The sequence below is a fragment of the Mesorhizobium sp. M0074 genome, assembly GCF_040322975.1.
In the GTDB taxonomy this organism is placed as follows: Bacteria; Pseudomonadota; Alphaproteobacteria; order Rhizobiales; family Rhizobiaceae; genus Mesorhizobium.
In genome coordinates this window covers 106205-128401 of record NZ_JAMYUM010000010.1, presented here as the reverse complement: position 1 = coordinate 128401, position 22197 = coordinate 106205, and the positions used below count along the sequence as shown (strand labels likewise).

The following is a 22197-nucleotide window of genomic DNA, read 5'->3' as shown; positions in this document are numbered from 1 at the left end:
CGGCTGGATTCAAGCGATAATATCCAGGCGCCTCGGCAGGCGGTTCATCGGCGACGGCCCGTTGGCGGTGATCAGGAACTGGTCCTCGAGATTGAAGCTGGCGAGACCGTCGATGTAGAGCGGGATCTCGAATGCCAGCACCATGCCGGCCTCGATCACGACAGTGCTGTCGGCCGAGATGAACGGCCATTGCTCGGAAAACACGGAATTGCCGACGCCGTGGCCGAAATGGCCGCGGCGATAGGAACGCAGGCCCTGGCGCGCCAGGCTTTCGCTGGCGGCGCGATGCACGGCGGCTAACGGCTTTCCGGGCATAAGCGTGACAAGCCCGTCGGCGAAGGCGCGTTCGGCTATCGCATGCAATTCGGCCTGTTCGGGCGACGGCGGCCCGAAGGTGAAATTCCGCGACATATCCGAGGCATAGCCGTTCACGCTGCACACCATGTCGGCCTTCAGCGGATCGCCGGCGGCGGCGACGGCGTCGGCGCCTTTTGGGCGAGCGCCCAGCGTGACGTATTCCGCCGTCGAGATTTGCTGCGACGACCCGGCGGCTGCATCCGCGACGCCTTGCCGGTAAAGCGCGACCAGCTCAGACTGACGCATGCCGGTCGTCGCATGCTGCTGCAGCCGCGACAGGCCGGCTTCCGACAGGGCGATGCCCTGCTGCAGAAGGTCGATCTCGCTCTGCGATTTGATTGCCCGCAGCCTGTCGAGAACCGGTGAGCCGTTGACCAGGGCAGTGCCCGGCAACATCGCCTGCAGCGCGGAAAAATCGCTGGCCGAGACGAAATCCAGCTCGATGCCGAGCGTCGCACGCTCCAGCCCGAATTCTGTAAAGATCGTTTTCAGCTCGCGGACGGAGCGGGCAAGCTCAAAGGTCGCCGGACGTGAAAAACCGGGAGCGCGGCCAACCAGGCCGGCCTCGATGCGCTGCGCAACAGGCCGGTCAGCCGTCGCCGGCTCGAGCGACGCCGATTCGATCCAGATCGCATGCGTGCGCAGCACGGCGCCGGCCATCGCCGCCCGGAGCCGGGCAGCCTGGAAATCCGCCACCACGACGCCGATCGGCAGGTCGCCTCGCTTGGGAATAACGACGAAACCGGCGCCGGCCCGCCGGAACAGGCCGGCCGGGCCGATCCAGGCACCGGTGGAATATTGGAACGCCTCGGGCTCGCAAAGCACCAGCGCCTCGATGCCGGCGCGCTGCATCAGGTCAGTTGCGCGCTCGCGGTCGACAAAGCCGGTCATGGGATCTCCTCGAATGCACTCGAATCCGACGCCGATGCGGCGGCGTTTGGCCTTAGCGTAGCTTCAGTGCCGCCGTGGAGCAGCTTTTTTCTGGAAGCGCTGTTCACCTTGAGAGTTCGTCGTCGGGAAACGAAAAAAGCCGCGGCGAACCACGGCTTTCAACGCGACGAGTGGTCTGTTTCGAATGCTTACTCGGTTTCGTCGGAAGTGTCGTCGGCAGTGTCTGCCGCGTCTTTCGCGGCCTTCCTATCCAGCGCTGCCTGCAAGGCCAGCGTAGCCTGCGGTGAGGCCGGTGTCGTGGCAACGACCGCCATTGCATGAGCAACGCCGGTCGTCGACTTGTCCTTGGCCGCGGCGGAAGTGGCGGCTCCGTGTCCCTGCGAGCCGGCCCCAGCCGAGTTTCCGCCGTTACCGTTGCTGCCGCCATTGCCGTTGCCATTGCCATTGCCCCCGGGAGCAGCGAGTACCGGAGATGCGACAAGGGTGAGAGCGGCTACAGTCGCGAATAGACAGGTGCGCGTTTTCATAGTTCCTCCTTCGAGTCGCCCTCCCGCCAGGATGGGTTTCAGATGAAAAACGTCAGGACTTTCGAATCCGAAAGTCGGCTGTTACCTAGCTTTGTTCAAATACAGTATTCTACAAGACGGACCTTGGTCCGAAATCGATACGCAAAAGTCCTGAATTTTATCGACAGCGTACTTCGGACGACCGCAGCGGCGGGATTTTTGCTGCCGGCAGATCCGGCGCCGCTACAGCGCAGTGTGCGTCGGCTGACATCAGGCTAGGGTCGAGGAAACCTAGCTGCTCGGCCATCGGTGAGATCATTCAAGGTGATTGAGGAACATTCCACATTTCGTGAAGTTGGGAGCGCAGGCGCGCTTTTGAGGTGCCAAAATGTTTGATGCCGGCGGGCTTTTGGGAGGAAGCCATGATCCGCGTCACGCCTGCATTTCGTGTTTCGCGCCGCCGCGCGTTGCAGTTTGGCCTGGGAGCAACGCTCGCTTCGGCCACCGGCCTTGCCCCGGTTTCCCGGGCCTATGCGCAGGATGAGGTCAAAGACGAAGACATTTTTTTCCGGTTCGCCCTCAATCTCGAATATATATGGAAGCCGAATATTACCTGCGCGGTACAACCGGAAAAGGGATCGAAGACTCGGATGCTGGCCCGAAGGCCGGCGCTGTCGTCGGCGGCAAACAGGTCAGCTTTGACACGCCTGCAATCGGCGAGTTCATGCGCCCATGGCGTCCAAAAAGCTAGTGAGTTCAATTGGCTCGCCCGAAAAGGGTCGAACTCCTGACCCCTAGATTCTGGTCTGAGAAGTCAAGATATAGGCGGTTCGAACGTGTCCCCTACTCCGTCAACGCTCCGGCTTCCCACCGCCAAGGCACATCATGGTTTAGGGGCTTGGCTTAGACGCTCGAAGTGAAGTACCCAGCCCATACCTATTCTATTCTGGAGTCTCCACGTTGATCGTAGCGGTCAAGGCCGCCGAGAATCCGAGATGGTCAATACCAGTGAAATGATGCAGGTTCTTCTGGACCACGTGGCAAGCAGGCCGCTGAGCAGACGTAGCTTCCTGGTTTCAGCATATGGACCCTCTTTGTAATACGAATTGAAAATTGCGCCCTCATGTTTCAGAACAGGTCGGTAGACCCGCGAGGATGATTTCGAATCCTGCGGGTCGCTCACGGTCCTCAAGGCGAGAATTCTAAGAGACGTTCAACAATGACCCAGCACGCAGAAAACGCTCGAATTCTCATGTACAGCCACGACACGTTCGGGCTCGGCCATTTGCAGCGCTGCCGGACTATCGCGCATTCGCTGGTCGAGGATTTCCGCGGACTTCAGGTGCTTATCATTTCGGGTGCGACTATCGCTGGCGCCTTCGACTACCGCGCCCGTGTCGACTTCGTGAAGATCCCCAGCGTCATCAAGCTGCGCAACGGCGAATACACCTCGCTGGAAAAGGACATCGATCTGCATGAGACGCTAAGGATGCGCCAGTCGATCATCCGCCATACAGCTGAGACCTTCCGGCCGGATATCTTCATCGTCGACAAGGAACCGCTCGGCCTGCGCGGTGAGATTGAGGACACGCTGTCCTACCTCAAGACGCGGGGCACCACGCTGGTGCTTGGCCTGCGCGAGGTGATGGATGCGCCGCATCTGCTCGAAGCAGAGTGGGCACGCAGAGACGTGATGCGCAAGATAGGCGTCTTTTACGACAAGGTCTGGGCCTATGGTCCGCCGGATTTCTACGATCCGCTGACGGGCTTGGATGTGCCCCCGGCTGTCAGGGCAAAGATGAGGTTCGTCGGTTTCCTGCAACGGAGCCTGCAGCGGAACGAGTTGCCCGGCCACCGACCCGAGGGCGACTATATCCTCGTTACTACCGGTGGCGGCGGTGACGGCGCCGATCTGATCCACGACGTCATCGATGCCTATCAGCAGGATCCGCAATTGCAGCATAGAGCCCTGATCGTGCTTGGGCCTTACATGCCGGCGCGCAAGCGCAACAAGCTGCTCAAGAAGGGGTCCAAGATCCCCTACATCAAGATCATCGAGTTCGACAACCGTATGGAAGACCTGATTGCCGGCGCCAAGGCGGTAGTGGCGATGGGCGGCTACAACACCTATTGCGAGATACTGTCTTTCGACAAGCCGGCGCTGATCGTGCCGCGCGTCGAGCCCCGCCGGGAACAACTGATCCGCGCACGGCGCGCAGCCGAACTCGGCCTCATCGAGATGCTTTTGCCTGAAGAAGCCGAGGATTCCCGGCGGTTTGCTGATGCACTGAAGGTGCTGCCGGACCGGCCCCGCCCATCGCAGAGCAATCCGCATCTGACGCTGGAAGGGCTGCCTCATATTTCCGAAATCGTCGCGGAACTGCTCGACCGGCGGGCCGGCCATCACCTTTCGGTCATTGAAGGAATGACCTGAGTTGCAACATCGCAAGATCGTCGTGGTTCTGAAGGGTTACCCGCGGCTGTCCGAAACCTTCATCGCGCAGGAACTGCTCGGTCTTGAGCGTGCGGGGTTCGACCTGATACTCGTCGCGCTCAGGCGGCCGACCGACGAAAAACGCCACCCCGTGCATGACGAGATCAAAGCGCCCGTCCATTATCTGCCGGAATATCTGCATGAAGAGCCGCTGCGCGTGCTTCGCTCGCTGTTTGCCTCTCTGCTGCGTCCGGGCTTCTGGCGCGCGCTCGGATCGCTGGCTGCCGATATGCCCCGCGACTTTACGCGCAATCGCGCGCGCCGCTTCGGGCAAGCGCTCGTGCTGTCGGCCGAATGGCCGGAAAACGCGGGCTGGCTGCATGCACATTTCGCGCACACGCCTGCATCGGTGACGCGCTATGCCAGCCAGCTTCGTGGCCTGCCCTGGACCTGCTCGGCCCATGCCAAGGACATCTGGACTTCGGCCGACTGGGATCTGGCCGGCAAGCTTTCCTCGGCGCGCTGGACGGTCACTTGCACGAAAACCGGCTTCGACCGTCTGAAAAAACTCGCTAACGGCAACTCGTCTGTGCATCTGAGCTATCATGGGCTCGACCTTGATCGCTTCGGCAGTTTCGGCGAGGCGCGAAAGCAGCATGACGGCTCGGCTCCGGACGAACCGGTTGTCGTTCTGAGTGTCGGGCGCGCCGTTGAAAAGAAAGGTTACGATACGTTGCTGGAGGCCCTTGCCCTGTTGCCCGGCGATTTGGCGTGGCGTTTCGAGCATATCGGCGGCGGCGAAGAACTGGAACGGTTCAAGTCGCTGGCGCAAAAGCTCGGCCTGGATGGTCGCGTCTCTTGGAAAGGCGCGCTTGCGCAGGAGGAGGTGCTTGAGCACTACCGCCGCGCCGACATCTTCGCCCTGGCCTGCAGGATCACCGCAAATGGCGACCGCGACGGTCTGCCGAACGTTCTGGTGGAGGCGGCTAGCCAGCGGCTTGCCTGCGTGTCGACCGATATTTCCGGCGTGCCGGAGCTTTTATCGCCGGATGAAACCGGGTTGCTGGTTCCGACGGAAAACCCGATTGCCCTGGCACAGGCGCTGGAGCGCCTGATCCGTGATCCCGTGCTCCGCGACCGCCTCGGCGACGCCGCAGAGCGGCGCGTGCGCGGCAATTTCGATCATATGGCAAGCATTGGACAGCTCAAGGAACTGTTCGAGCGGGAGTGGCGGGCCGCCGAATGAAGCGGCTGCGCGCTTTCTTCTATGTCCAGCACCTGCTCGGCATCGGCCATCTCGCGCGCGCCAGCCGCATTGCGGCGGCTCTGGTCGATGACGGGTTTGACGTTACCGTCGTGACCGGCGGAGCGCCGATCGCCGGGTTTCCGGGACTGGGTGTACAATCTGTAACCCTGCCACCTGTCACCTCCGGTGATGAAGGATTTTCGGGACTTGTCGACCTGCAAGGCAACCCGATCGACGATGATTTCAAGAAATGGCGTTCAGAGATGCTGCTGCAGGCATTCCGGGATTGCAGGCCTGATATCGTCATTGTCGAGGCGTTTCCATTTGGACGCCGGCAGATGCGTTTCGAACTCTTGCCGCTGATCGAGGCCATCGACGCGACGTCGCCCAGACCGCTGCTGGCGACGTCCGTCCGTGATATCCTCCAGGAGCGCGTCAAGCTGGGCCGAAACGAGGAAACGGTCGATCTCATCAACAGGCATTTCGATCTTGTTATGGTTCACGGCGATCCGGCTTTCGCTACCATCGACAAGACATTTCCACTGGCTGGGGCGATCAGGGCCGAGGTCACCTACACGGGGCTCGTTGCCGCGCCGCCATCGCCCGCGGCCTCCGAGCGCTTCGACGTTCTGGTGTCGGTTGGCGGCGGGGCTGCCGGAAAGAGCCTTGTCAGATCCACCATCGCAGCGGCGCGGAATGCCAACAACGCTTGGAAATGGTGTTTGATCACCGGCCCAAACCTGCCGAAAGACGAGTTTGACGCGATCGCACGCGATGCCACGCCGGGCCTGTCCATCTTCCGGTTCCGCGAGGATTTCGCCAGCCTGCTGACCGGCGCCCGCCTGTCAGTCTCGCAGGCGGGTTACAACACGGTCTGCGATGTCCTGCGCGCGGGCTGTCGCTCCCTGCTCGTCCCATTTGCAGCCGGCGGGGAAACCGAACAGACGGTTCGCGCCCTGATGCTCGAAGAACTCGGTCTTGCAACGGTGCTGATGGAAAAGGACCTGACGCCTGAAGGTTTGGCGCAAGCGGTCGAACAAGCGCTTGTGGAACCGACGCCATCCGCGCATCGTCTCGATCTGGAAGGCGCGCGTCGCTCCGCGCAAATCCTGCGCGAGCGGCATCGAACATGGTCCCTAAACGTGGGGCCCGGTTTCGGAAAAGTTCATGATTAAACAGACGATAGATCCTAGAGCGGTTCATCGTTCCACGCAGAACCGCTCTGTCTCTTTGTTTTGACGCAATTCCGGACGGAAAGCCGTTTCCACACTTTCCTGCAAATGCTCTAACGCGCGTCGCGTCTGGTGAGATTCGTGCGACGCGCTTCAAGTCCTGTTTTTATGCGTGTCGTTGTCCCAAAACCGCTACGCGCTTTTGGGCGAAATGCATTAAACAGTTCCAATCAGCATGAAGCGCGTATAATTTTTTGTCGGCAGTTCGCCGGAGAACCGCACCTCCCGTAGCGCCGCCATTTCCTCGAAGGCTGCAAGCGAAGCCACGCAGTTGATGTGCGTCGGCTCGCTGAAATAATCGTTCGATTGCAGCAGTACATTCGTGCCCGGCGGAAGCAGAGCAAGCCAGGCGCGCAGATCGGCTATGTGTTCGCAGCTCGTATTGATCATCAGATCGGGCCGCCCGGCCGCATAGTCGAGTGCGTACATATCTGCCGTCAGCGCCCGGAACCGGTCGCCGGCTTCCCGGTTGAGGGTCCGGGCGACCGGCGCGACTTCGGGATCGATGTCGATGCTATCGACCGCCGCGATGTCGAAGCGAGCGTCGTTGAAAAGCATTGCCGGCAATACGCCGTACCATCCACCCAGAACCCATATGCGCCCGAAGCGGCCGCCGCCGCTTTCGAACAGCCTGTCGAGCGCCCACATCTTGCAGGCGACCTGCTTGTGGTTGAAGGCGTTGGCGATATCGGCCTTCGGATGCTTGGCGACGACGCGCGCCAGCCCTGCCACGAGAGGGCAGTTGACATAAGCAGCAATTCCCCGCGTGAGGTCCAAGGCTTGCTCGTGCCAGTCCATGGCATTGCGTGGTTGCGTGACATCCATCATAATTCGTCTTGTATGTTGGGATTTTGGGCGACACAACGCAATCTTGCCTTCCGCAAGACTGTTTGATTCCGCGGACGTGATCATGCTGCAAGCCGCTTGGCTATTGCCCGGTGCCGGAGAGAGCCTGTTGCATCTGTCCGGATCATCGGCGTCCATCCGCCAGCACCAGCCGCGCAGCTGCGGCCTCGTGCTGCTCGGCTGTTCGCCAAAGCCCTACGAAAGCCGCGGACCGTTTGGCCAGCTGCTTTCTTCGCCGATCAACAATGCCCATGTCGTTGCCATCGACCATGCGCCGGAACTGGATCGCGCCGCCTCGCAGGTTCCTTGCATCGTTGAGCGCAGGACAAGGTCCGTGCACAGCAGCTTCGAACTTGTCGTTGGCGATGAAGAAATTGCCGATACGCCATTCGCCAGCAGGTGCTTTTACATCCTGCATCCTTCCAACTGAAGGGTCCACAGTCGCATATGGAAGCCAGCCTAGCCCGCTATATCTGGACGCACACCAAGAAGCAGCAGCTCTGGATATTGATGATCGTCGTGCTTTCGATGATCCCGTATTTCATGTCCTTCGACCTGCCGAAGCTGATCGTCAACGGACCGATCCAAGGTCGCGGCTTCGAGCAACCGGGCGCGACCCAGCCATTCATGAGGCTACATTATAACCTGCCGTTCATTGGAGAGGTCCAGTTCTTCTCCGGTTTTCAGCTCGACCGCGAGGAGACCCTGTTTGCCCTGAGCCTTGTGTTCCTCTTGCTAGTCGTCATCAACGGCCTGTTCAAATTCTACATCAACACCTACAAGGGCCGCCTCGGCGAACGCATGCTGCGGCGTATCCGCTTCGATCTGGTCGACCGTGTGCTGCGTTTTCCGCCGGTTTACTTCAAGCGGGTGAAATCCGCCGAAGTGGCGACCATGGTGAAGGACGAGGTGGAGCCGCTGGGCGGCTTCATCGGCGACGCCTTCCTGCAGCCGGTACTGCTCGGCGGCCAAGCGCTGACGGCCATGCTGTTCATCATGATCCAGAACGTCTGGCTCGGAATGATAGCGGTCGTGATCGTGGCGATCCAGATCGTGCTCATCCCGCGAATGCGGCGGCGGCTGATCGTGCTCGGGCGCCAACGGCAGTTGACGGCGCGCGCGCTTTCGGGCCGGGTTGGCGAAATCGTCGACGGCATCGGCGCGGTTCACGTCCACGATACATCAAACTACGAGCGCGCCGACATAGCTGCCCGGCTCGGGCTCATCTTCAAGATCCGCTTCGATCTTTACCAATGGAAATTCATGGTGAAGTTCCTCAACAATTTTCTCGCGCAGCTCACGCCCTTTCTGTTCTACATGATCGGCGGGTATCTGGTCCTCCAGGGGCGGCTGGACGTCGGCCAGCTCGTGGCCGTGATCGGCGCCTACAAGGACCTGCCCGGACCGATGAAGGAACTGATCGACTGGGATCAGGATCGGCAGGATGTCCAGGTCAAATATCAACAGGTCGTTGAACAGTTCACCGTCGAAGGTCTCATCGCGCCGAAAATCGGGGTATTGACGATCGACGATCCCGATCCGATGACCAAGCCGCTGTCGGCGATCAATCTGTCCGTAGCGGACGATGGCGGTGCAATGCTCCTCAACCGTATCTCCCTCCAGGTCAAGCCGGGTGAGACGGTGGCACTGGTCAGTACCGCAACAGGTGGAGCGGAGGCGCTTGCAGAAGCCTTCGCGCGGCTGAACTGGCCGGACAGCGGAAGGGTCGCTTCGGGCACCGACGACCTGCTTGAACTCCCCGAAGCAGTAACCGGCCGGCGCATGTCGTATGCCTCGTCGGATGTTTTCCTGTTCCAGGCAAGCCTCCGCGACAACCTGCTCTACGGGTTGAAGCATGCGCCGCTGACATCGGTGCCTTATGACGGTGCTGCGGCAGATCAGCACCGCTGGAACATTCACGAGGCGCGCCGGTCGGGCAATCCGGATCTTGATATCCACAGCGACTGGATCAACTATGCTTCCGCTGGCGCTACCGGCCCGCACGACCTCTTTGAAGCCGTGCGCCGGGTGCTCGACGCGGTTGTTCTGTCGCGTGACATTCTGGATCTCGGCTTGCGCTCTTCGGCCGACCTCACGCGTCACACGGAGCTTGCCAGGCGGATCGTCGAACTGCGTGCGGCGCTGCGGACCCGGCTGGAACAAGAGGGGCTGAGCGGACTGGTGGTTCCTTTCGAACCGGGCGCCTACAACAAGGAAGCAACGATCGGCCAAAACCTGCTCTTCGGCGCTGCCGCCGGCCCCGAACTGGCCGATAGGGCCCTGGCGGCCAATCCCTATTTTGCTTCCGTGCTGAGGCAAGCCGGCCTCGACCGCACGCTCTACGAAATGGGCTTGGAGATCGCCAAACAGGCGATCGAGCTGTTTGCCGACCTGCCGCCCGATCACCAGTTCTTCCAGCAGCTCGCCTTCATGAGCGCGGAGGAGATACCCGCCTACGAAACCTTGCTGCAACGGCTCAAGAACCGTCCCTACGAGGCGGTTTCGGAGAACGATCGCGCCATGATCGTCACCTTGAGCTTTGCCTACATCGAGCCCCGGCACCGCTTCGGCCTGCTGAGCGACGAGCTGATGAGCAAGATCGTCGCTGCACGCAACCGGTTCTATGAAGACCTGCCGCCCGAGCTGCACAATGCGGTCGAACGGTATGATCCTGCCAAATACATTGCCGCGGCCACCGTCATGGATAATGTCCTGTTCGGGCGTGTGGGCAACAATCATCCCGACGCGCCCGACCGCATACGCTCCATCGTCTATGACATTCTTGACGAACTGGGGCTTTATGGCGAACTTCTGGATGTCGGCCTGGACTTCAACGTCGGCTCCGGCGGCAGGCGGCTGACCGGTGGACAGCGACAGAAGCTCGATGTTGCCCGGGCCTTGCTCAAGCGTCCCGATTTTCTCATTCTCAACCGGCCGCTGTCGGCGCTAGACCAGCGCATGCAGGATAAGGTGCTGCGAAATGTGCTCGAGGAAGCCAGGCGCGACGGCCATTCGCCGGCAATTGTGTGGGTCGTGACGAATCCGGCAATGGCGATGATGTTCGATCGCGTTATCGTCTTCGACTCGGGTCAATTGGCGGAAGACGGAACACACGAGACACTTTTGGCAGGGAACGGTATCTTCAAGGAACTGTTGTCATAGAGCAACGGACATTCAAATGGGATCATTCTGCCGGTGCACGATATCGGGCTCGCCACCTTTCGCGTGGTTTGTCTCGCCATCCCGGAAAGAGAATTGATTCCATCTGGGCGTCCGTTGCTCTAGTCTGGCAAACGCGAATTTTGGAAGGTTTGCGACAATGCTGCTCAAGGATGAAGTTGGAATGCTGCAACGCGTTCCCTTGTTCTCTGCCATCGAGCCGACAAAGCTCAAGCTGCTTGCGTTCACATCCGATCGTGTGAGCTACAGCGCCGGCCAGATCCTTTTCCGGCAGGGCGACGAGGGAGACGCCGCCTATGTCATCCTTTCAGGCAGGGCGGATATTCTTGTCGATTCCGACAGCGGACCGATAAAAGTTGCCGAACTGGAGCCAAATTCGATCGTTGGCGAGATCGCCATATTGTGCAACAGCTCCCGCACTGCCACCGTCAGAGCGGCAAGTCCGCTGGAAGCCCTGAGAATCCGCAAGGATCATTTCCTGAGGCTTATGAGGGAGTTCCCGGAAATGACCATCGAGATATTGCGGGTTCTTGCCGATCGCCTAAGCCATACGACCGCGGATCTGATCGACGCACGAAGCGCCAAATAACGAAGGACGTGCGCTCGATCCTCGCCGTCGTGACGGCACTGTCCTCTCGCTGAGAAGATCACCCGGAGAAAGCCTGTCTCGCCTAGCAGCAGTTGTTTGGATATGATGGGCGAAGGGGTAGCATGGACGACAACGTTTTCCTGGTCAGGTTTTGGGGTGTCCGCGGCAGCATTTCGGTATCAGGGCCAGAATTCTCTCGCTATGGCGGCAACTCAATCTGCGTCGAGATGCGATGCGGTAAGCATACGCTTCTGTTCGACGCAGGCTCTGGCCTACGGCCTGCCGGCGCGGCGCTTCAGGCGTTGGGCGTGACCGATTTCGACCTGCTTTTCACCCATTGCCATTACGATCACATCATCGGGCTGCCGTCTTTTGCGCCGATCTATGACCGGGGCGCCAAGGTTACGCTTTGGTCCGGGCATCTTGCAGGACACATGACGACCCGGCAGATGGTCGATGAGTTCATGCGGCCGCCGTGGTTTCCGGTGAAACTGGAGGCCTGCAAGGCAAGCCTCGACTATCGCGATTTCGTATCCGGAGACGTGCTTCGCCCGCGCGAAGGGGTGGTGGTCCGAACCGGCAGTCTTATGCATCCGGGCGGCTGCATAGGCTACCGGGTCGAATGGGGCGGCGGCGTCGTGGCGGTGATCACAGACACTGAGCACGAGCCGGACAAACTCGATCAGGCGGTGCTCGGCCTGATCGAAGATGCCGACCTCGTCATTTACGATTGCACCTACACCGAGGAGGAAATGGAACGCCGCCGCGGTTACGGGCACTCGACTTGGCAACAGGGCGTCAAGCTCTGTGAGGCGGCCGGTGCGCGGAGGCTTGCGCTGTTTCACCACGATCCGACACGCACCGACAAGGAACTGGACAAGATCCAGAAACTGGCCAAGGACAGGTTTACCGGCGCTTTTGCCGCGCGGGATGGCCAGACGCTCAAACTTCCAGTCTCATTGCGCAAAAGGCGCTGAGCTATTTTCCTCTATCTCTTTGTTTTGACGCAATTCCGGACGGAAACCGTTCATACTTTCCTGGAATTGTTCTACCGGCGCTGCGCCCGATCAATGTCCTGATCGGAAGCCATGCGCAGGCTTCAGTCTGTGCGGTGACTGTGAACAGCCGTTCGAGGAAGAGCCAGGCCGATTCATCATGTACGAGATGGTGGGTGAGCAGGCCCACCGGTTCGCCCCCATCGAATGCATGCTGCAATTGCGCGATGATAGCCTGAACCAATAGGCCATGATCGCGGCAGCCGCGCGTGCCATGCCAATCCATGATGTCGACATTGCTGTTGATGACCGCAAGTGAAGCCGGCCTTGGCGGCCCATAGACCGACAATGCCGAAAATCCTATCGATCCAAGGTCGGATACCAAGCCGGCGTCGATCCTGTTCCAGGGTGGCACCAGCATCGGAACGGCACGTGCGCCGTGCAGGCCGGTTACGTGCGCCAGCCCGCGAGCCAGATCATCGAGCACCGCCTCGCGTGGCCGATGCGCGCCGAGCTCCTGCTTCTTCTGGCCCTCGGGCGCATGATTTCGGTGCGCCCAGCCATGGATGGCGACCGTGGCATGCGGCGCCTCGTCAAGCCGAACGACAAGCTTCTCGTCAGTCAGGGCGGGAATGACGGCCAGAGTCACCGGAACCGCGAATTCACCGGTGAGGTCGAGCAACCGATCAAGCGCAGGCGTCGGATCCACGGCGTCATCGTCGCGCAGCCAGAACTCTGCCTTACGGTCCGCCCGCTGCCGGCTCGCCAGTTCCTCCACCAAGGGTTGCCAGATTTGATCGGATGTCATGAGACCGGGATCTTCGCAAGAAGTTCGGCCAGACGCGCCGCTGCAGCACCGAGAGAACGTTCTTCGAGGATGAAACGTCTGGCTTCTGCGGCCATGATGGATCTTTCGTCGTTACGGGCCAGAAGCCTTTCAATGGCAGAAGCGAACGCCGCCACATCGTCCGGCGGGGTGAGAAACCCGGCCTGGCCATTCCGGACGACCTCCGGCACGCCGGCGACGTCCTGAGCCACAACCGGAAGGCCGGCGGCCTGTGCTTCAAGATAGGCAACGCCATAGGCCTCGCCGAAACCCGGCCAGACGTAAATTCCCCCACTGTAGAGGACATCCGGCACGGCGGCTGGCTCAATCGCGCCAAGCCATTCGATACGCTCGGCGGGCAAGCCGGCGAATTGCGCTTTGATCTCCTCGCGGGCAGGTCCGTCCCCGACGACCGACATGGTCCAGGGCAGGTGACCGATCGAACCGAGCGCCTGCGCCAGCATGCGATAGCTTTCGACTTTGTCGCCCGGGCGCATCATGGCGACGGTAACGAGGCGCGTCGGACAACCCCGTGCCGGCGTTTCCCGGAATAGCGAGGTGTCGATGAAGGGCGAAAGCATGCCGAAAGCGGCGTCGGGTACCGCATCTGCCAGTCCCTGACGATCCCTTTGCGTGAAGCAGATGTTCAGCACCGCCTGTTCGACGGCTCGCGCCACCAACGCTTGCGTATCGGCCCACAAACCGGTGTTGCGCCGCCTCGAATGGGAGGCTTCCGCTGTCACATAGGGGACACCAAAGGCCAACGCCAGTTCGGGCCCGATCAGGTCGGGCGCCTTGTAATAGGGATGATAGGTGAACCACAGATCGGGCTTGCCGTCACGATCCCAAAGCCTTGCCAGCCGCGCGGCTTCCTCCCGGGCCTCGATCTTGAGCGCATCGAAACTTTTCCAATCCGGTTCGCGTAGATAGAAGCGCAATTCGGATGCCAGTTCGACGCTATGTCCTCCATGCTCCAGCGCCTTGACCAGCATCCGTGCCATCTGGCGGTCGCCGGAGGCAACGGGATGATTGGGCGACTTCAGCGGCGCATAGAAGGCAATTCGCATCGCCGGACCCTATCATCGGAAAGCCTGCGCAAGTCAATTTCGAAGCATGATCGACTTCACCCTCAAGCACTGGAATGTGCTATCTGATGCTCATGGAAACAGCTGCCGCGTCCGATCCGTTTGTTGCTTCTCTGCCGGTCTTCGCAAAGTTTGAAAGCGTTGCCGATATTGATAACTATCGGCCTCTCCCCGATGGCTGGGCGCTGGCCACCGCAGACATCGTCGGCTCGACCAAGGCGATCGAGGCGGGGCGCTATAAAACCGTCAATATGGCCGGTGCCAGCGTCATTTCGGCGCTGCTCAATGCGCTGGGTAGGCAAGATCTTCCCTTTGTCTTCGGCGGCGACGGCGCGCTCGTGGCGTTTCCCGGCTCGGCGCTGGAGATCACCCGCAACGCGCTGGCGGCTGTCCAGAGATGGGTGGCGGACGAACTGGATCTGACCTTGCGTGCCGCAATCGTGCCGATAAAGGATATAAGAGCGCAAGGCCTCGACGTTCGCGTGGCGAGGTTCCAGGCCTCCGATGCGGTCTTCTATGCCATGTTCGCCGGAGGTGGCGGCAGTTGGGCGGAAGCCGAGATGAAAGCGGGGCGCTACCGCATCGATCCTGCGCCGGCCGGCGCGCGGCCGGACCTGACCGGCCTCTCGTGCCGCTGGAACCCGATCGAAGCCCGGCATGGCGAAATCGTCTCGATCATAGCCATACCGGGGGCGTCGCGCGACTTGCGCGGTTTTCAGTTTCTGGTTTCCGACATCATCGCCCTTGCCGGCAGGCAGGAACGCGATGGCCACCCGGTGCCGGTGAACGGGCCGGACTACAGTTTGCTGCCCGCCGGCCTCGATATCGAGGCGCGGGCCACGGCGCCGGCAGGACGGCGATGGCTGTCGAAGCTGTGGATAGTGTTCCTGATGACGCTTACGGCTGTTACGGATAGATATGGCTGGACGATCGGCAGATTCGATCCGAAGATCTACAAACGCGAAGTGGCCAGCAATTCGGATTTCCGGAAGTTCGACGATGGCTTAAAGATGACCATCGACGTTGACGCGGATGTGTTGCAACGGATCGAGAACCGGCTGAAACAGGCGGAAGAGGCGGGCATCTGCAACTATGGCCTGCACCGCCAGAAATCGGCCTTGATGACATGCCTCGTCGCATCGCCGCTGCAGCGCGATCACGTTCATTTCATCGATGGCGCCGCCGGCGGCTATGCGATGGCTGCCGCAAGCCTTAAGGCGAAGGTGCCGGTCTGACGGCTTGCGGACATCGATTTTCCGCAATATGCCTCGGGGCTCTTGTGAGCGGTGAGCCTCACCATGGAAGCGGACGGCCTGTCCGAATTGACGGGAAGCAGATTTTTGGACGCCTCACGATCGACATATGACCGTCTTCTGAACCGGATTTCGACGCGTGCCGCGCAAGTCGGCGTGATCGGACTGGGCTATGTCGGGTTGCCGCTGGCGGTTGCGATCGCACGCGCCGGCTTCCCTGTTTGCGGCTTCGACATCGAAGCCCAAAAGGTCGAGAGCCTGAACAACGGACAATCCTACATCGAGGCGGTGACGTCGACAGCCCTTGCCGGCCAGGTGGCGAGCGGACGGTTCCGCGCCACTGCGGATTTTGCCGAACTGGCCGTCTGCGATGTCATCATCATCTGCGTTCCGACACCACTGACGAAACACCGCGAGCCGGATCTCTCCTTTGTCAGGAACACCGCCGGCACCATCGCGAAGCATCTGCGTCTCGGCCAGCTGATCGTGCTGGAATCGACCACCTATCCCGGCACCACCGACGACGTGATCAAGCCCATCCTGGAAAAAATCGGCTTGCAGTCGAGGATAGACTTCTTCCTCGGCTTCTCGCCCGAACGCGAGGATCCCGGCAACCGCAGCTTTGAAGTCGCGACGATCCCCAAGGTCGTGGCAGGTGACGGCATTGAAGCGGCGACGCTCGTGCAGGCTTTCTACCATGGCGTGGTCAAGACCGTCGTTCCGGTTTCCACCACGGCGACCGCCGAGGCGGTCAAGCTGACGGAAAACATCTTCCGCTCGGTCAACATAGCCCTCGTCAACGAGTTGAAGATCGTGCTCGGTGCGATGGGAATCGACATCTGGGAGGTGATCGAGGCGGCAAAGACCAAGCCCTTCGGCTACATGCCGTTCTATCCTGGCCCTGGACTTGGCGGGCACTGCGTTCCGATCGATCCCTTCTACCTGACGTGGAAGGCTCGCGAATACGAACTGCCGACCCGCTTCATCGAGCTGGCGGCAGAGATCAACACGGCCATGCCGCGTCATGTGGTCGATGAACTGGCGAAGGCGCTGGACCGGCGCTGCGGCAAGGCGCTCAGCCGCTCGCGCATTCTCATCATCGGGCTCGCCTATAAGAAGAATGTGCCCGACATCCGCGAAAGCCCCTCATTGCGGCTCATTGAACTCATCGAGGAATGGGGCGGCAAGGCGGAATTCCACGATCCGCATGTTACCGAAATCCCGGCCACACGGGAGCATATGGCGATCAAGGGGCGTCGCTCGGTCGAATTGACCGATGTGGCCTTGAAGGATTTCGACGCTGTCGTCGTTGCAACCGACCACGACGCGATCGACTATCAGGCGATCGCGGATCACGCTCTACTGATCGTCGACACACGCAATATTTTTGGCCGCCTCGGGCTAGCCCGAGAGACGGTGGTGAAGGCCTGACGGCGTCCGAGCCGGCGAATTTGTGCAAGGAGATTTCGAGATAGCATGAGCACAGCGCAAGCAGAAATTTCTGCCATTCTCATGGATAAGGTTGCCGATTGGCTGACCCAATCGGCGTTGGCGGGCGACGACCTGGAAACATTGGTAAGGGGCTTTTGTGAACGGCTGGCTGCTGCCGGCCTGCCGTTGAAGCGGGTGCATTTGAGCTTTTCGATGCTTCATCCGCTTTATGACGCGCTCGGCTTCACCTGGCTCCGCGGCCAGGGCCTGGAAGTGGAAGGCTTCCGCAAGGAGAACGGCGTTCATTCCGACAGATTCCTGACCAGCCCATACTACCATCTGCTCAGCCACAAGCTCGACCATCTGCGGCGCCGGCTCGACCCGTCGGTGCCGTCGGAATTTCCTGTTTTCGATGACCTCAAGCTGATGGGCGTCACCGATTACATGGCTTTCGTCCATCCCTTCAGCGGCAACACCAGTCAGGGCATGATCGGGTCTTGGTCCACCGACAGTGCTGCAGGCTTCAGCGACAGCATGATTTCGGCGCTGCTGCGCATCCAGAACCATCTCGCTATCGCAACCAAGATGGCGGTGCTCACCAAGCTTGCCGACAACATGATGACCACTTATCTCGGCGGCGACGCCGGCAGGCGCGTGCTCGACGGCCAGATCAAGCGCGGCGAGGGTGATACAATCCGGGCGGCACTGGTCATGGGCGACATGCGCGGGTCGTCAAGACTTGCCGAAACCTCCGGCCGCGAAGTCTATATCGATACGCTGAACCAGTTTTTCGACGCCGCTGCTGCACCTTTCAATCGCAAGGGCGGGCAGATCATGAGTTTCATAGGTGATGGCTTCATTGCCGTCTACCCTTGCGCAAGGCACCGTTCACAGTCCGAGATCGCCTGCCAGGCTGCTCTTGCAGCAGCGCACAAGGCCACCGCGCGCATGATGGATCTCAATCTGCGCAGAAAGCAGCAGGGATTGAGCGACATAAACTATGGTATCGGCCTGCATGTCGGCAATGTGATGTTCGGCAATGTCGGGCTTACCGACCGGCTCACATTCTCTGTCTTCGGCTCGGCTGTAAACGAGGTCCAGCGCCTCCAGACCCTGACCAAGAAATATCCGCACAGCGTTCTCGCCAGCAAAGATTTCGCCAGCTATTGCGGCGCCAACAACTGGCTGGCGCTCGGCATGGAGGAACTGGCGGGCATCAGGCAGAAGCTAACGGTGCTTTCACCCGATTTGTCGGGTACTCTCTCGCTCGACGAAGACGGTGCGCTGGAGCCGATTTACGACCGAATATCGGACGCCGAGCAGGTCATGCTGCTTCATCGCAATGCCGCGCGGCCGTCCGCGGGCGACCCGAGGAAGCTCCAGTAACCGCCACGATCTGATCCGAACGCGTTTGGTAACAGTCCGGTCGCCGGTTCCGCCAGGGAACTGGCGACTGTTCGAATCCAAGTTGCTCTAGGCTGGCAATGCGATAGTCTCGCCTTCTGGACCTGCCAGAGTGGGGGCTGGTGTGAGAATGAATTTGGGCGTTGATCTGCTGCGGATCGAGGATGTTGGCATCTCTTTTGCCATTATAGGGGGACCGTTGCATGCCGTCAGGCGTGCAAATCTTCGCGTCCTGCCCGGCAAGGTTACCGCGCTTGTGGGCGAGTCCGGTTCCGGAAAATCGGTTCTCAGCCAGGCAGTGATGGGCATTTTGCCGAACACAGCCCATGTTCGCGGCCGTATCCTGTTTTCCGATCCTGAAAAGCCCGGCACGACGCAGGATATCCTGCAGATGCCGCGTGACGGACTCGAAATCCGGGCGTTGAGAGGCAGCCGCATCGGCAAAATATTTCAGGAGCCGATGACATCACTGTCGCCGCTGCATACGATCGGCAATCAGGTGAGCGAATCCCTGCAGATTCATACGCCCATGGCTTGGGTGGAGCGCAAGGCGCGGACCGAGGAAATGCTCGGACTTGTCGGCTTTCCCAACCCCAAGCGCGCCTATGACATGTATCCCTTTGAACTTTCGGGAGGATTGCGTCAACGCGCCATGATCGCCATGGCGCTTATCTGCCGGCCCGCGCTGTTGATCGCCGACGAGCCGACGACGGCGTTGGACGTCACCATCCAGGCGCAAATCCTGCAATTGCTGCGCGAGCTTCAGACGAAGCTGAACATGGCGATGCTGCTGATCACGCACGACCTTGGCGTAGTCGCCAACGTCGCCGACGAGGTGGTGGTCATGTACCATGGCGAGATCATGGAAGCGGGACCTGTGGAGGCGATATTCCGCCGGCCGGGCCACCCTTACCTGAAGGGCCTGATGGCAGCCGTTCCGCATTTCGACCTGAAGCCCGGCGAAAGGCTAAAGGCGCTCCGCGAGGTGCCGGTGAATGTCGGGAACCTGCTCGGCAAGCAGACGGCGCCGGCATCGAAGGGGCCGGACGACATCCTGCTGTCGGTCAGGGATCTGACAAAGACCTTCACGATCCGCAAGTCCGGATGGTTCGGCGGAGATCATCAAACCTCTGTTCGCGCCGTGGACGGCGTGAGCTTTGATATCAGGCGGGGTGAGTGCCTGGGTCTTGTCGGCGAAAGCGGCTCCGGCAAAACCACCGTCAGCAAGATCCTCATGCGGGCTGTCACCCCTAGCGGCGGCTCTGTGATCTTCAATGGCCGCGATGGTCCGATCGACGTCTTGGAAGCCGAGGGAGACGCCCTGCGCATGCTGCGCGCGAAAATCCAGATGGTCTTCCAGGATCCGGTTTCGTCGCTTTCACCCCGCATGACGGTGGAGAACATTTTGAGCGAGCCGCTGGAAATCCATCGACGTGGCAATGCCGCGTCCCGACTCGCCACGGTCAAGAGCCTGATGCAGGCAATCGGGCTCGACCCGCGCTTCATAAAGCGTTATCCGCATAGTTTCTCCGGCGGGCAGCGTCAGCGTATCGGCATCGCGCGCGCGTTGGCGTTGGGGCCTGAACTCCTGATCTGCGACGAGCCGGTTTCGGCACTCGATGTCTCTGTCCAGGCGCAGATCCTGAACCTTCTGAAGGACCTGCAGAAGGAACTGGGCCTGACCTACCTGTTCATATCCCACAACCTGGCGGTGGTGGACTACATGGCAGACCGCATCGCGGTGATGTGCGGCGGGCGTATCGTCGAGCTCGCGCCGCGCGAAATTCTGCTTAGGAAACCGGTCCACCCCTACACGCGCTCACTGGTCGCCGCAGTACCTTTCCCCGATCTCGACAGGCCGATGGATTTCAAGACGCTGAAACTCAGCGGCGCTTCCGACACCAGCGCATGGGGACCGCAATTCCGCGACGAGGGCGACGAGGACATGCTGTCGCCGCTCGATCTTGGCGGCGGCCACCTCGTGCTGGCCCGAAGTTCGGCCGATGTCAGCGAGCTACGCCATTGATCAGCCGGCGCACCGTCCTTGGACTCATGGCTTCGGCATTTCTGCCGGGCACGTTGCGCGCCGGCGATCTGGAGCCGGAATTTCTTGAGCCGCAGCTGAAGGCCAGAGCGCTGCCGGCACTCGCCGAACGCCTGCCCAAGCGCCCGCGCGCGTTGAATCTCGCTGCGATGGGCCGGCAGCCCGGCCAATATGGCGGCACGCTGCGCACGATCATCGGCAGCCAGAAAGATATCCGGATGATGACGATCTACGGGTACGCTCGCCTGGTCGGCTATGACGAAAAGCTTAACCTGCAAGCCGACATTCTCGAAAGTTTCGATGTAGCGGATGATCGTGTCTTCACTTTCAAGATACGAGAAGGACATAAATGGTCTGACGGTAGCCTGCTGACGTCGGAGGATTTTCGCTATTGCTGGGAAGATGTCTGGCTGAACGATGAGCTTTCGCAAGGCGGGCTTGCCCCGGCCCTGCTGGCGGACGGCAAGCCGCCACGCTTCGAGATCGTCGATCCGTTGACGGTCCGCTATAGTTGGGATGCGCCCAATCCCGACTTCCTGCCCAAGCTCGCCGCTGCTTCGCCCCTATCGCTTGTTCTGCCGGCCGCCTATCTCAAGCAGTTCCACAAGAAATACCAGGATCCATTCCGGCTCGCCGGCCTAATGAAGGAGAACCGGGCCCAGAAATGGACGCTCTTGCATATCCGCATGTCGCGGCAGTATCGCCCGGAGAACCCGGAACTGCCGACGCTCGATCCCTGGCAGAACCGGACCAAGCCGCCGGCTGAGCAGTTCGTCTTCGAGCGGAACCCGTTCTTTCATCGAATAGACGAGAATGGCCGGCAACTGCCCTATGTCGACCGGATTGTCATGAATGTCAGCTCGTCGGCGATCATTTCCGCCAAGACCGGTGCGGGCGAGAGCGACCTGCAAGGCATGGGAATTGACTTCACCGATTACTCCTTCCTGAAGGATGCGGAGAAGCGCTACCCGGTGAAGATGCATCTCTGGAAACGCACACAAGGTTCGCGGCTGGCGCTGCTGCCCAATCTGAATTGTGCCGACCAGGTGTGGCGTGGCCTTTTTCGTGACGTGCGCGTGCGCCGCGCACTTTCGCTCGCTGTGGACAGGCGCGAGATCAATTTGGCTGTGTTCTACGGATTGGCGCAGGAAAGTGCCGATACGGTCCTGCCGGAGAGCCCGCTCTACCGGCCGGAATTCGCGAAAGCCTGGGTCGCCCATGATCCCGACCAGGCCAATGCCCTGCTCGACGAGGTCGGGCTTCAGGCGCGTGACGATGACGGCCTGCGGATACTTCCCGACGGACGCTCGGCGCAGCTCGTAGTGGAAACGGCCGGCGAAAGCACGCTGGAAACCGACGCGCTCGAGCTCATCACCGATCACTGGCGCAAGATCGGCATCGCCCTGTTCATCCGGACTTCGCAGCGCGACATCTTCCGCAGCCGCGCGCTTGGTGGCCAGATCATGATGTCGATGTGGTCGGGCATCGACAATGGCGTGCCGACCGCCGACATGAACCCCTACCAACTGGCCCCAACCGTCGATGACCAGCTGCAATGGCCGCTCTGGGGTGCTCACTACTTGTCCCGTGGCAAGGTCGGCGAAGCGCCCGATCTTCCGCCCGTGGTCGAGTTGATGGCTTTACTCAGGCGCTGGAACGCATCGACCGAAGCCACGGAGCGCGCCGAGATCTGGAATTCAATGCTGTCGATCTATACCGATCAGGTGTTTTCGATCGGCACGGTAAACGGAACGCATCAGCCGGTTCTGGCATCCTCGCGGCTGCGCAATCTGCCTGACAAGGCGCTCTACGGCTACGACCCGACCGCCTATTTCGGTGTCTATATGCCGGATACATTCTGGCTTGGAGAGTCCTGAG

Annotated in this window: 17 protein-coding genes and 1 pseudogene; 13 read left to right on the top strand and 5 right to left on the bottom strand. The window is 60.6% G+C overall.

Features of this window, described 5'->3' with window-relative positions; all coding sequences use genetic code 11:
- Positions 1-9: 9 nt before the first annotated feature.
- On the bottom strand, positions 10-1248 hold the full coding sequence (locus tag NKJ73_RS15795; protein WP_352570092.1) for a M24 family metallopeptidase: 1239 nt from the start codon (positions 1246-1248) through the stop codon (positions 10-12).
- A gap of 188 nt (positions 1249-1436) precedes the next feature.
- Positions 1437-1775, bottom strand: coding sequence for a hypothetical protein (locus tag NKJ73_RS15790; RefSeq protein WP_023675950.1), 339 nt, complete (start codon positions 1773-1775; stop codon positions 1437-1439).
- Between the two features lie 401 nt (positions 1776-2176).
- Here NKJ73_RS15790 and NKJ73_RS15785 point away from each other — a divergent pair.
- The 4 genes and pseudogenes from NKJ73_RS15785 to NKJ73_RS15770 all read left to right on the top strand — a co-directional run.
- Positions 2177-2484 (top strand): annotated as a pseudogene (locus NKJ73_RS15785) (ferritin-like domain-containing protein); the annotation flags it as partial.
- 489 nt (positions 2485-2973) lie between these two features.
- The gene (locus tag NKJ73_RS15780) at positions 2974-4188 is read left to right on the top strand and encodes a glycosyltransferase family protein (RefSeq protein ID WP_352450264.1); all 1215 of its coding nucleotides are present in this window, start codon (positions 2974-2976) and stop codon (positions 4186-4188) included.
- Position 4189: 1 nt separating this feature from the next.
- The gene (locus NKJ73_RS15775) at positions 4190-5434 is read left to right on the top strand and encodes a glycosyltransferase (protein ID WP_352570091.1); all 1245 of its coding nucleotides are present in this window, start codon (positions 4190-4192) and stop codon (positions 5432-5434) included.
- Entirely contained in the window at positions 5431-6609 is a 1179-nt protein-coding gene (locus NKJ73_RS15770) for a glycosyltransferase family protein (RefSeq protein WP_352570090.1), read from the top strand. The genes NKJ73_RS15775 and NKJ73_RS15770 overlap by 4 nt, the downstream gene beginning before the upstream one ends.
- A gap of 213 nt (positions 6610-6822) precedes the next feature.
- Here the strand turns inward: NKJ73_RS15770 and NKJ73_RS15765 are convergent, their stop codons facing one another.
- The gene (locus NKJ73_RS15765; protein WP_352470917.1) at positions 6823-7491 is read right to left on the bottom strand and encodes a class I SAM-dependent methyltransferase; all 669 of its coding nucleotides are present in this window, start codon (positions 7489-7491) and stop codon (positions 6823-6825) included.
- Positions 7492-7621: 130 nt separating this feature from the next.
- On the opposite strand from NKJ73_RS15765, the gene NKJ73_RS15760 reads away from it, so the two are divergent.
- The 4 genes from NKJ73_RS15760 to NKJ73_RS15745 all read left to right on the top strand — a co-directional run bounded on the left by NKJ73_RS15760 (position 7622) and on the right by NKJ73_RS15745 (position 12258).
- Entirely contained in the window at positions 7622-7942 is a 321-nt protein-coding gene (locus NKJ73_RS15760) for a hypothetical protein (protein WP_352570089.1), read from the top strand.
- Positions 7943-7959: 17 nt separating this feature from the next.
- Positions 7960-10674, top strand: a complete 2715-nt coding sequence (locus tag NKJ73_RS15755; RefSeq protein ID WP_352570088.1) for an ABC transporter transmembrane domain-containing protein — start codon at positions 7960-7962, stop codon at positions 10672-10674.
- Positions 10675-10831: 157 nt separating this feature from the next.
- Positions 10832-11281 (top strand): cyclic nucleotide-binding domain-containing protein, encoded by a 450-nt coding sequence (locus NKJ73_RS15750; RefSeq protein WP_023675957.1) that lies wholly within the window; start codon positions 10832-10834, stop codon positions 11279-11281.
- A 122-nt stretch (positions 11282-11403) separates the two neighbouring features.
- On the top strand, positions 11404-12258 hold the full coding sequence (locus tag NKJ73_RS15745; RefSeq protein WP_352570087.1) for an MBL fold metallo-hydrolase: 855 nt from the start codon (positions 11404-11406) through the stop codon (positions 12256-12258).
- 1 nt (position 12259) lies between these two features.
- Here the strand turns inward: NKJ73_RS15745 and NKJ73_RS15740 are convergent, their stop codons facing one another.
- Both NKJ73_RS15740 and NKJ73_RS15735 read right to left on the bottom strand, forming a co-directional pair.
- On the bottom strand, positions 12260-13084 hold the full coding sequence (locus NKJ73_RS15740; protein WP_352570086.1) for a polysaccharide deacetylase family protein: 825 nt from the start codon (positions 13082-13084) through the stop codon (positions 12260-12262).
- Positions 13081-14169 carry a glycosyltransferase family 4 protein gene (locus NKJ73_RS15735; protein WP_352570085.1) on the bottom strand — a complete coding sequence of 363 codons (1089 nt, stop codon included), beginning with the start codon at positions 14167-14169 and terminating at the stop codon, positions 13081-13083. The genes NKJ73_RS15740 and NKJ73_RS15735 overlap by 4 nt, the downstream gene beginning before the upstream one ends.
- Before the next feature lie 74 nt (positions 14170-14243).
- On the opposite strand from NKJ73_RS15735, the gene NKJ73_RS15730 reads away from it, so the two are divergent.
- From NKJ73_RS15730 to NKJ73_RS15710, 5 genes are all read left to right on the top strand, one after another.
- Positions 14244-15422 (top strand): DUF3095 domain-containing protein, encoded by a 1179-nt coding sequence (locus NKJ73_RS15730; protein ID WP_352457190.1) that lies wholly within the window; start codon positions 14244-14246, stop codon positions 15420-15422.
- A gap of 105 nt (positions 15423-15527) precedes the next feature.
- On the top strand, positions 15528-16871 hold the full coding sequence (locus tag NKJ73_RS15725) for a nucleotide sugar dehydrogenase (protein WP_352570084.1): 1344 nt from the start codon (positions 15528-15530) through the stop codon (positions 16869-16871).
- 45 nt (positions 16872-16916) lie between these two features.
- Positions 16917-18257, top strand: a complete 1341-nt coding sequence (locus NKJ73_RS15720; RefSeq protein WP_352570083.1) for an adenylate/guanylate cyclase domain-containing protein — start codon at positions 16917-16919, stop codon at positions 18255-18257.
- A gap of 148 nt (positions 18258-18405) precedes the next feature.
- On the top strand, positions 18406-20301 hold the full coding sequence (locus NKJ73_RS15715) for an ABC transporter ATP-binding protein (protein ID WP_352570082.1): 1896 nt from the start codon (positions 18406-18408) through the stop codon (positions 20299-20301).
- Positions 20298-22196 (top strand): ABC transporter substrate-binding protein, encoded by a 1899-nt coding sequence (locus NKJ73_RS15710; protein WP_352570081.1) that lies wholly within the window; start codon positions 20298-20300, stop codon positions 22194-22196. Before NKJ73_RS15715 ends, NKJ73_RS15710 begins: the two co-directional genes overlap by 4 nt.
- Position 22197 lies beyond the last annotated feature (1 nt).

Bases quoted from the DNA above. Each gene is read 5' to 3' on its own strand.
- NKJ73_RS15745 (WP_352570087.1), top strand. From the start codon at position 11,404: ATGGACGACAACGTTTTCCTGGTCAGGTTTTGGGGTGTCCGCGGCAGC.
- NKJ73_RS15735 (WP_352570085.1), bottom strand. From the start codon at position 14,169: ATGCGAATTGCCTTCTATGCGCCGCTGAAGTCGCCCAATCATCCCGTT.
- NKJ73_RS15715 (WP_352570082.1), top strand. From the start codon at position 18,406: ATGAATTTGGGCGTTGATCTGCTGCGGATCGAGGATGTTGGCATCTCT.
- NKJ73_RS15720 (WP_352570083.1), top strand. From the start codon at position 16,917: ATGAGCACAGCGCAAGCAGAAATTTCTGCCATTCTCATGGATAAGGTT.
- NKJ73_RS15770 (WP_352570090.1), top strand. From the start codon at position 5,431: ATGAAGCGGCTGCGCGCTTTCTTCTATGTCCAGCACCTGCTCGGCATC.
- NKJ73_RS15750 (WP_023675957.1), top strand. From the start codon at position 10,832: ATGCTGCTCAAGGATGAAGTTGGAATGCTGCAACGCGTTCCCTTGTTC.
- NKJ73_RS15755 (WP_352570088.1), top strand. From the start codon at position 7,960: ATGGAAGCCAGCCTAGCCCGCTATATCTGGACGCACACCAAGAAGCAG.
- NKJ73_RS15780 (WP_352450264.1), top strand. From the start codon at position 2,974: ATGACCCAGCACGCAGAAAACGCTCGAATTCTCATGTACAGCCACGAC.
- NKJ73_RS15740 (WP_352570086.1), bottom strand. From the start codon at position 13,084: ATGACATCCGATCAAATCTGGCAACCCTTGGTGGAGGAACTGGCGAGC.
- NKJ73_RS15795 (WP_352570092.1), bottom strand. From the start codon at position 1,248: ATGACCGGCTTTGTCGACCGCGAGCGCGCAACTGACCTGATGCAGCGC.
- NKJ73_RS15730 (WP_352457190.1), top strand. From the start codon at position 14,244: ATGTGCTATCTGATGCTCATGGAAACAGCTGCCGCGTCCGATCCGTTT.
- NKJ73_RS15790 (WP_023675950.1), bottom strand. From the start codon at position 1,775: ATGAAAACGCGCACCTGTCTATTCGCGACTGTAGCCGCTCTCACCCTT.
- NKJ73_RS15765 (WP_352470917.1), bottom strand. From the start codon at position 7,491: ATGGATGTCACGCAACCACGCAATGCCATGGACTGGCACGAGCAAGCC.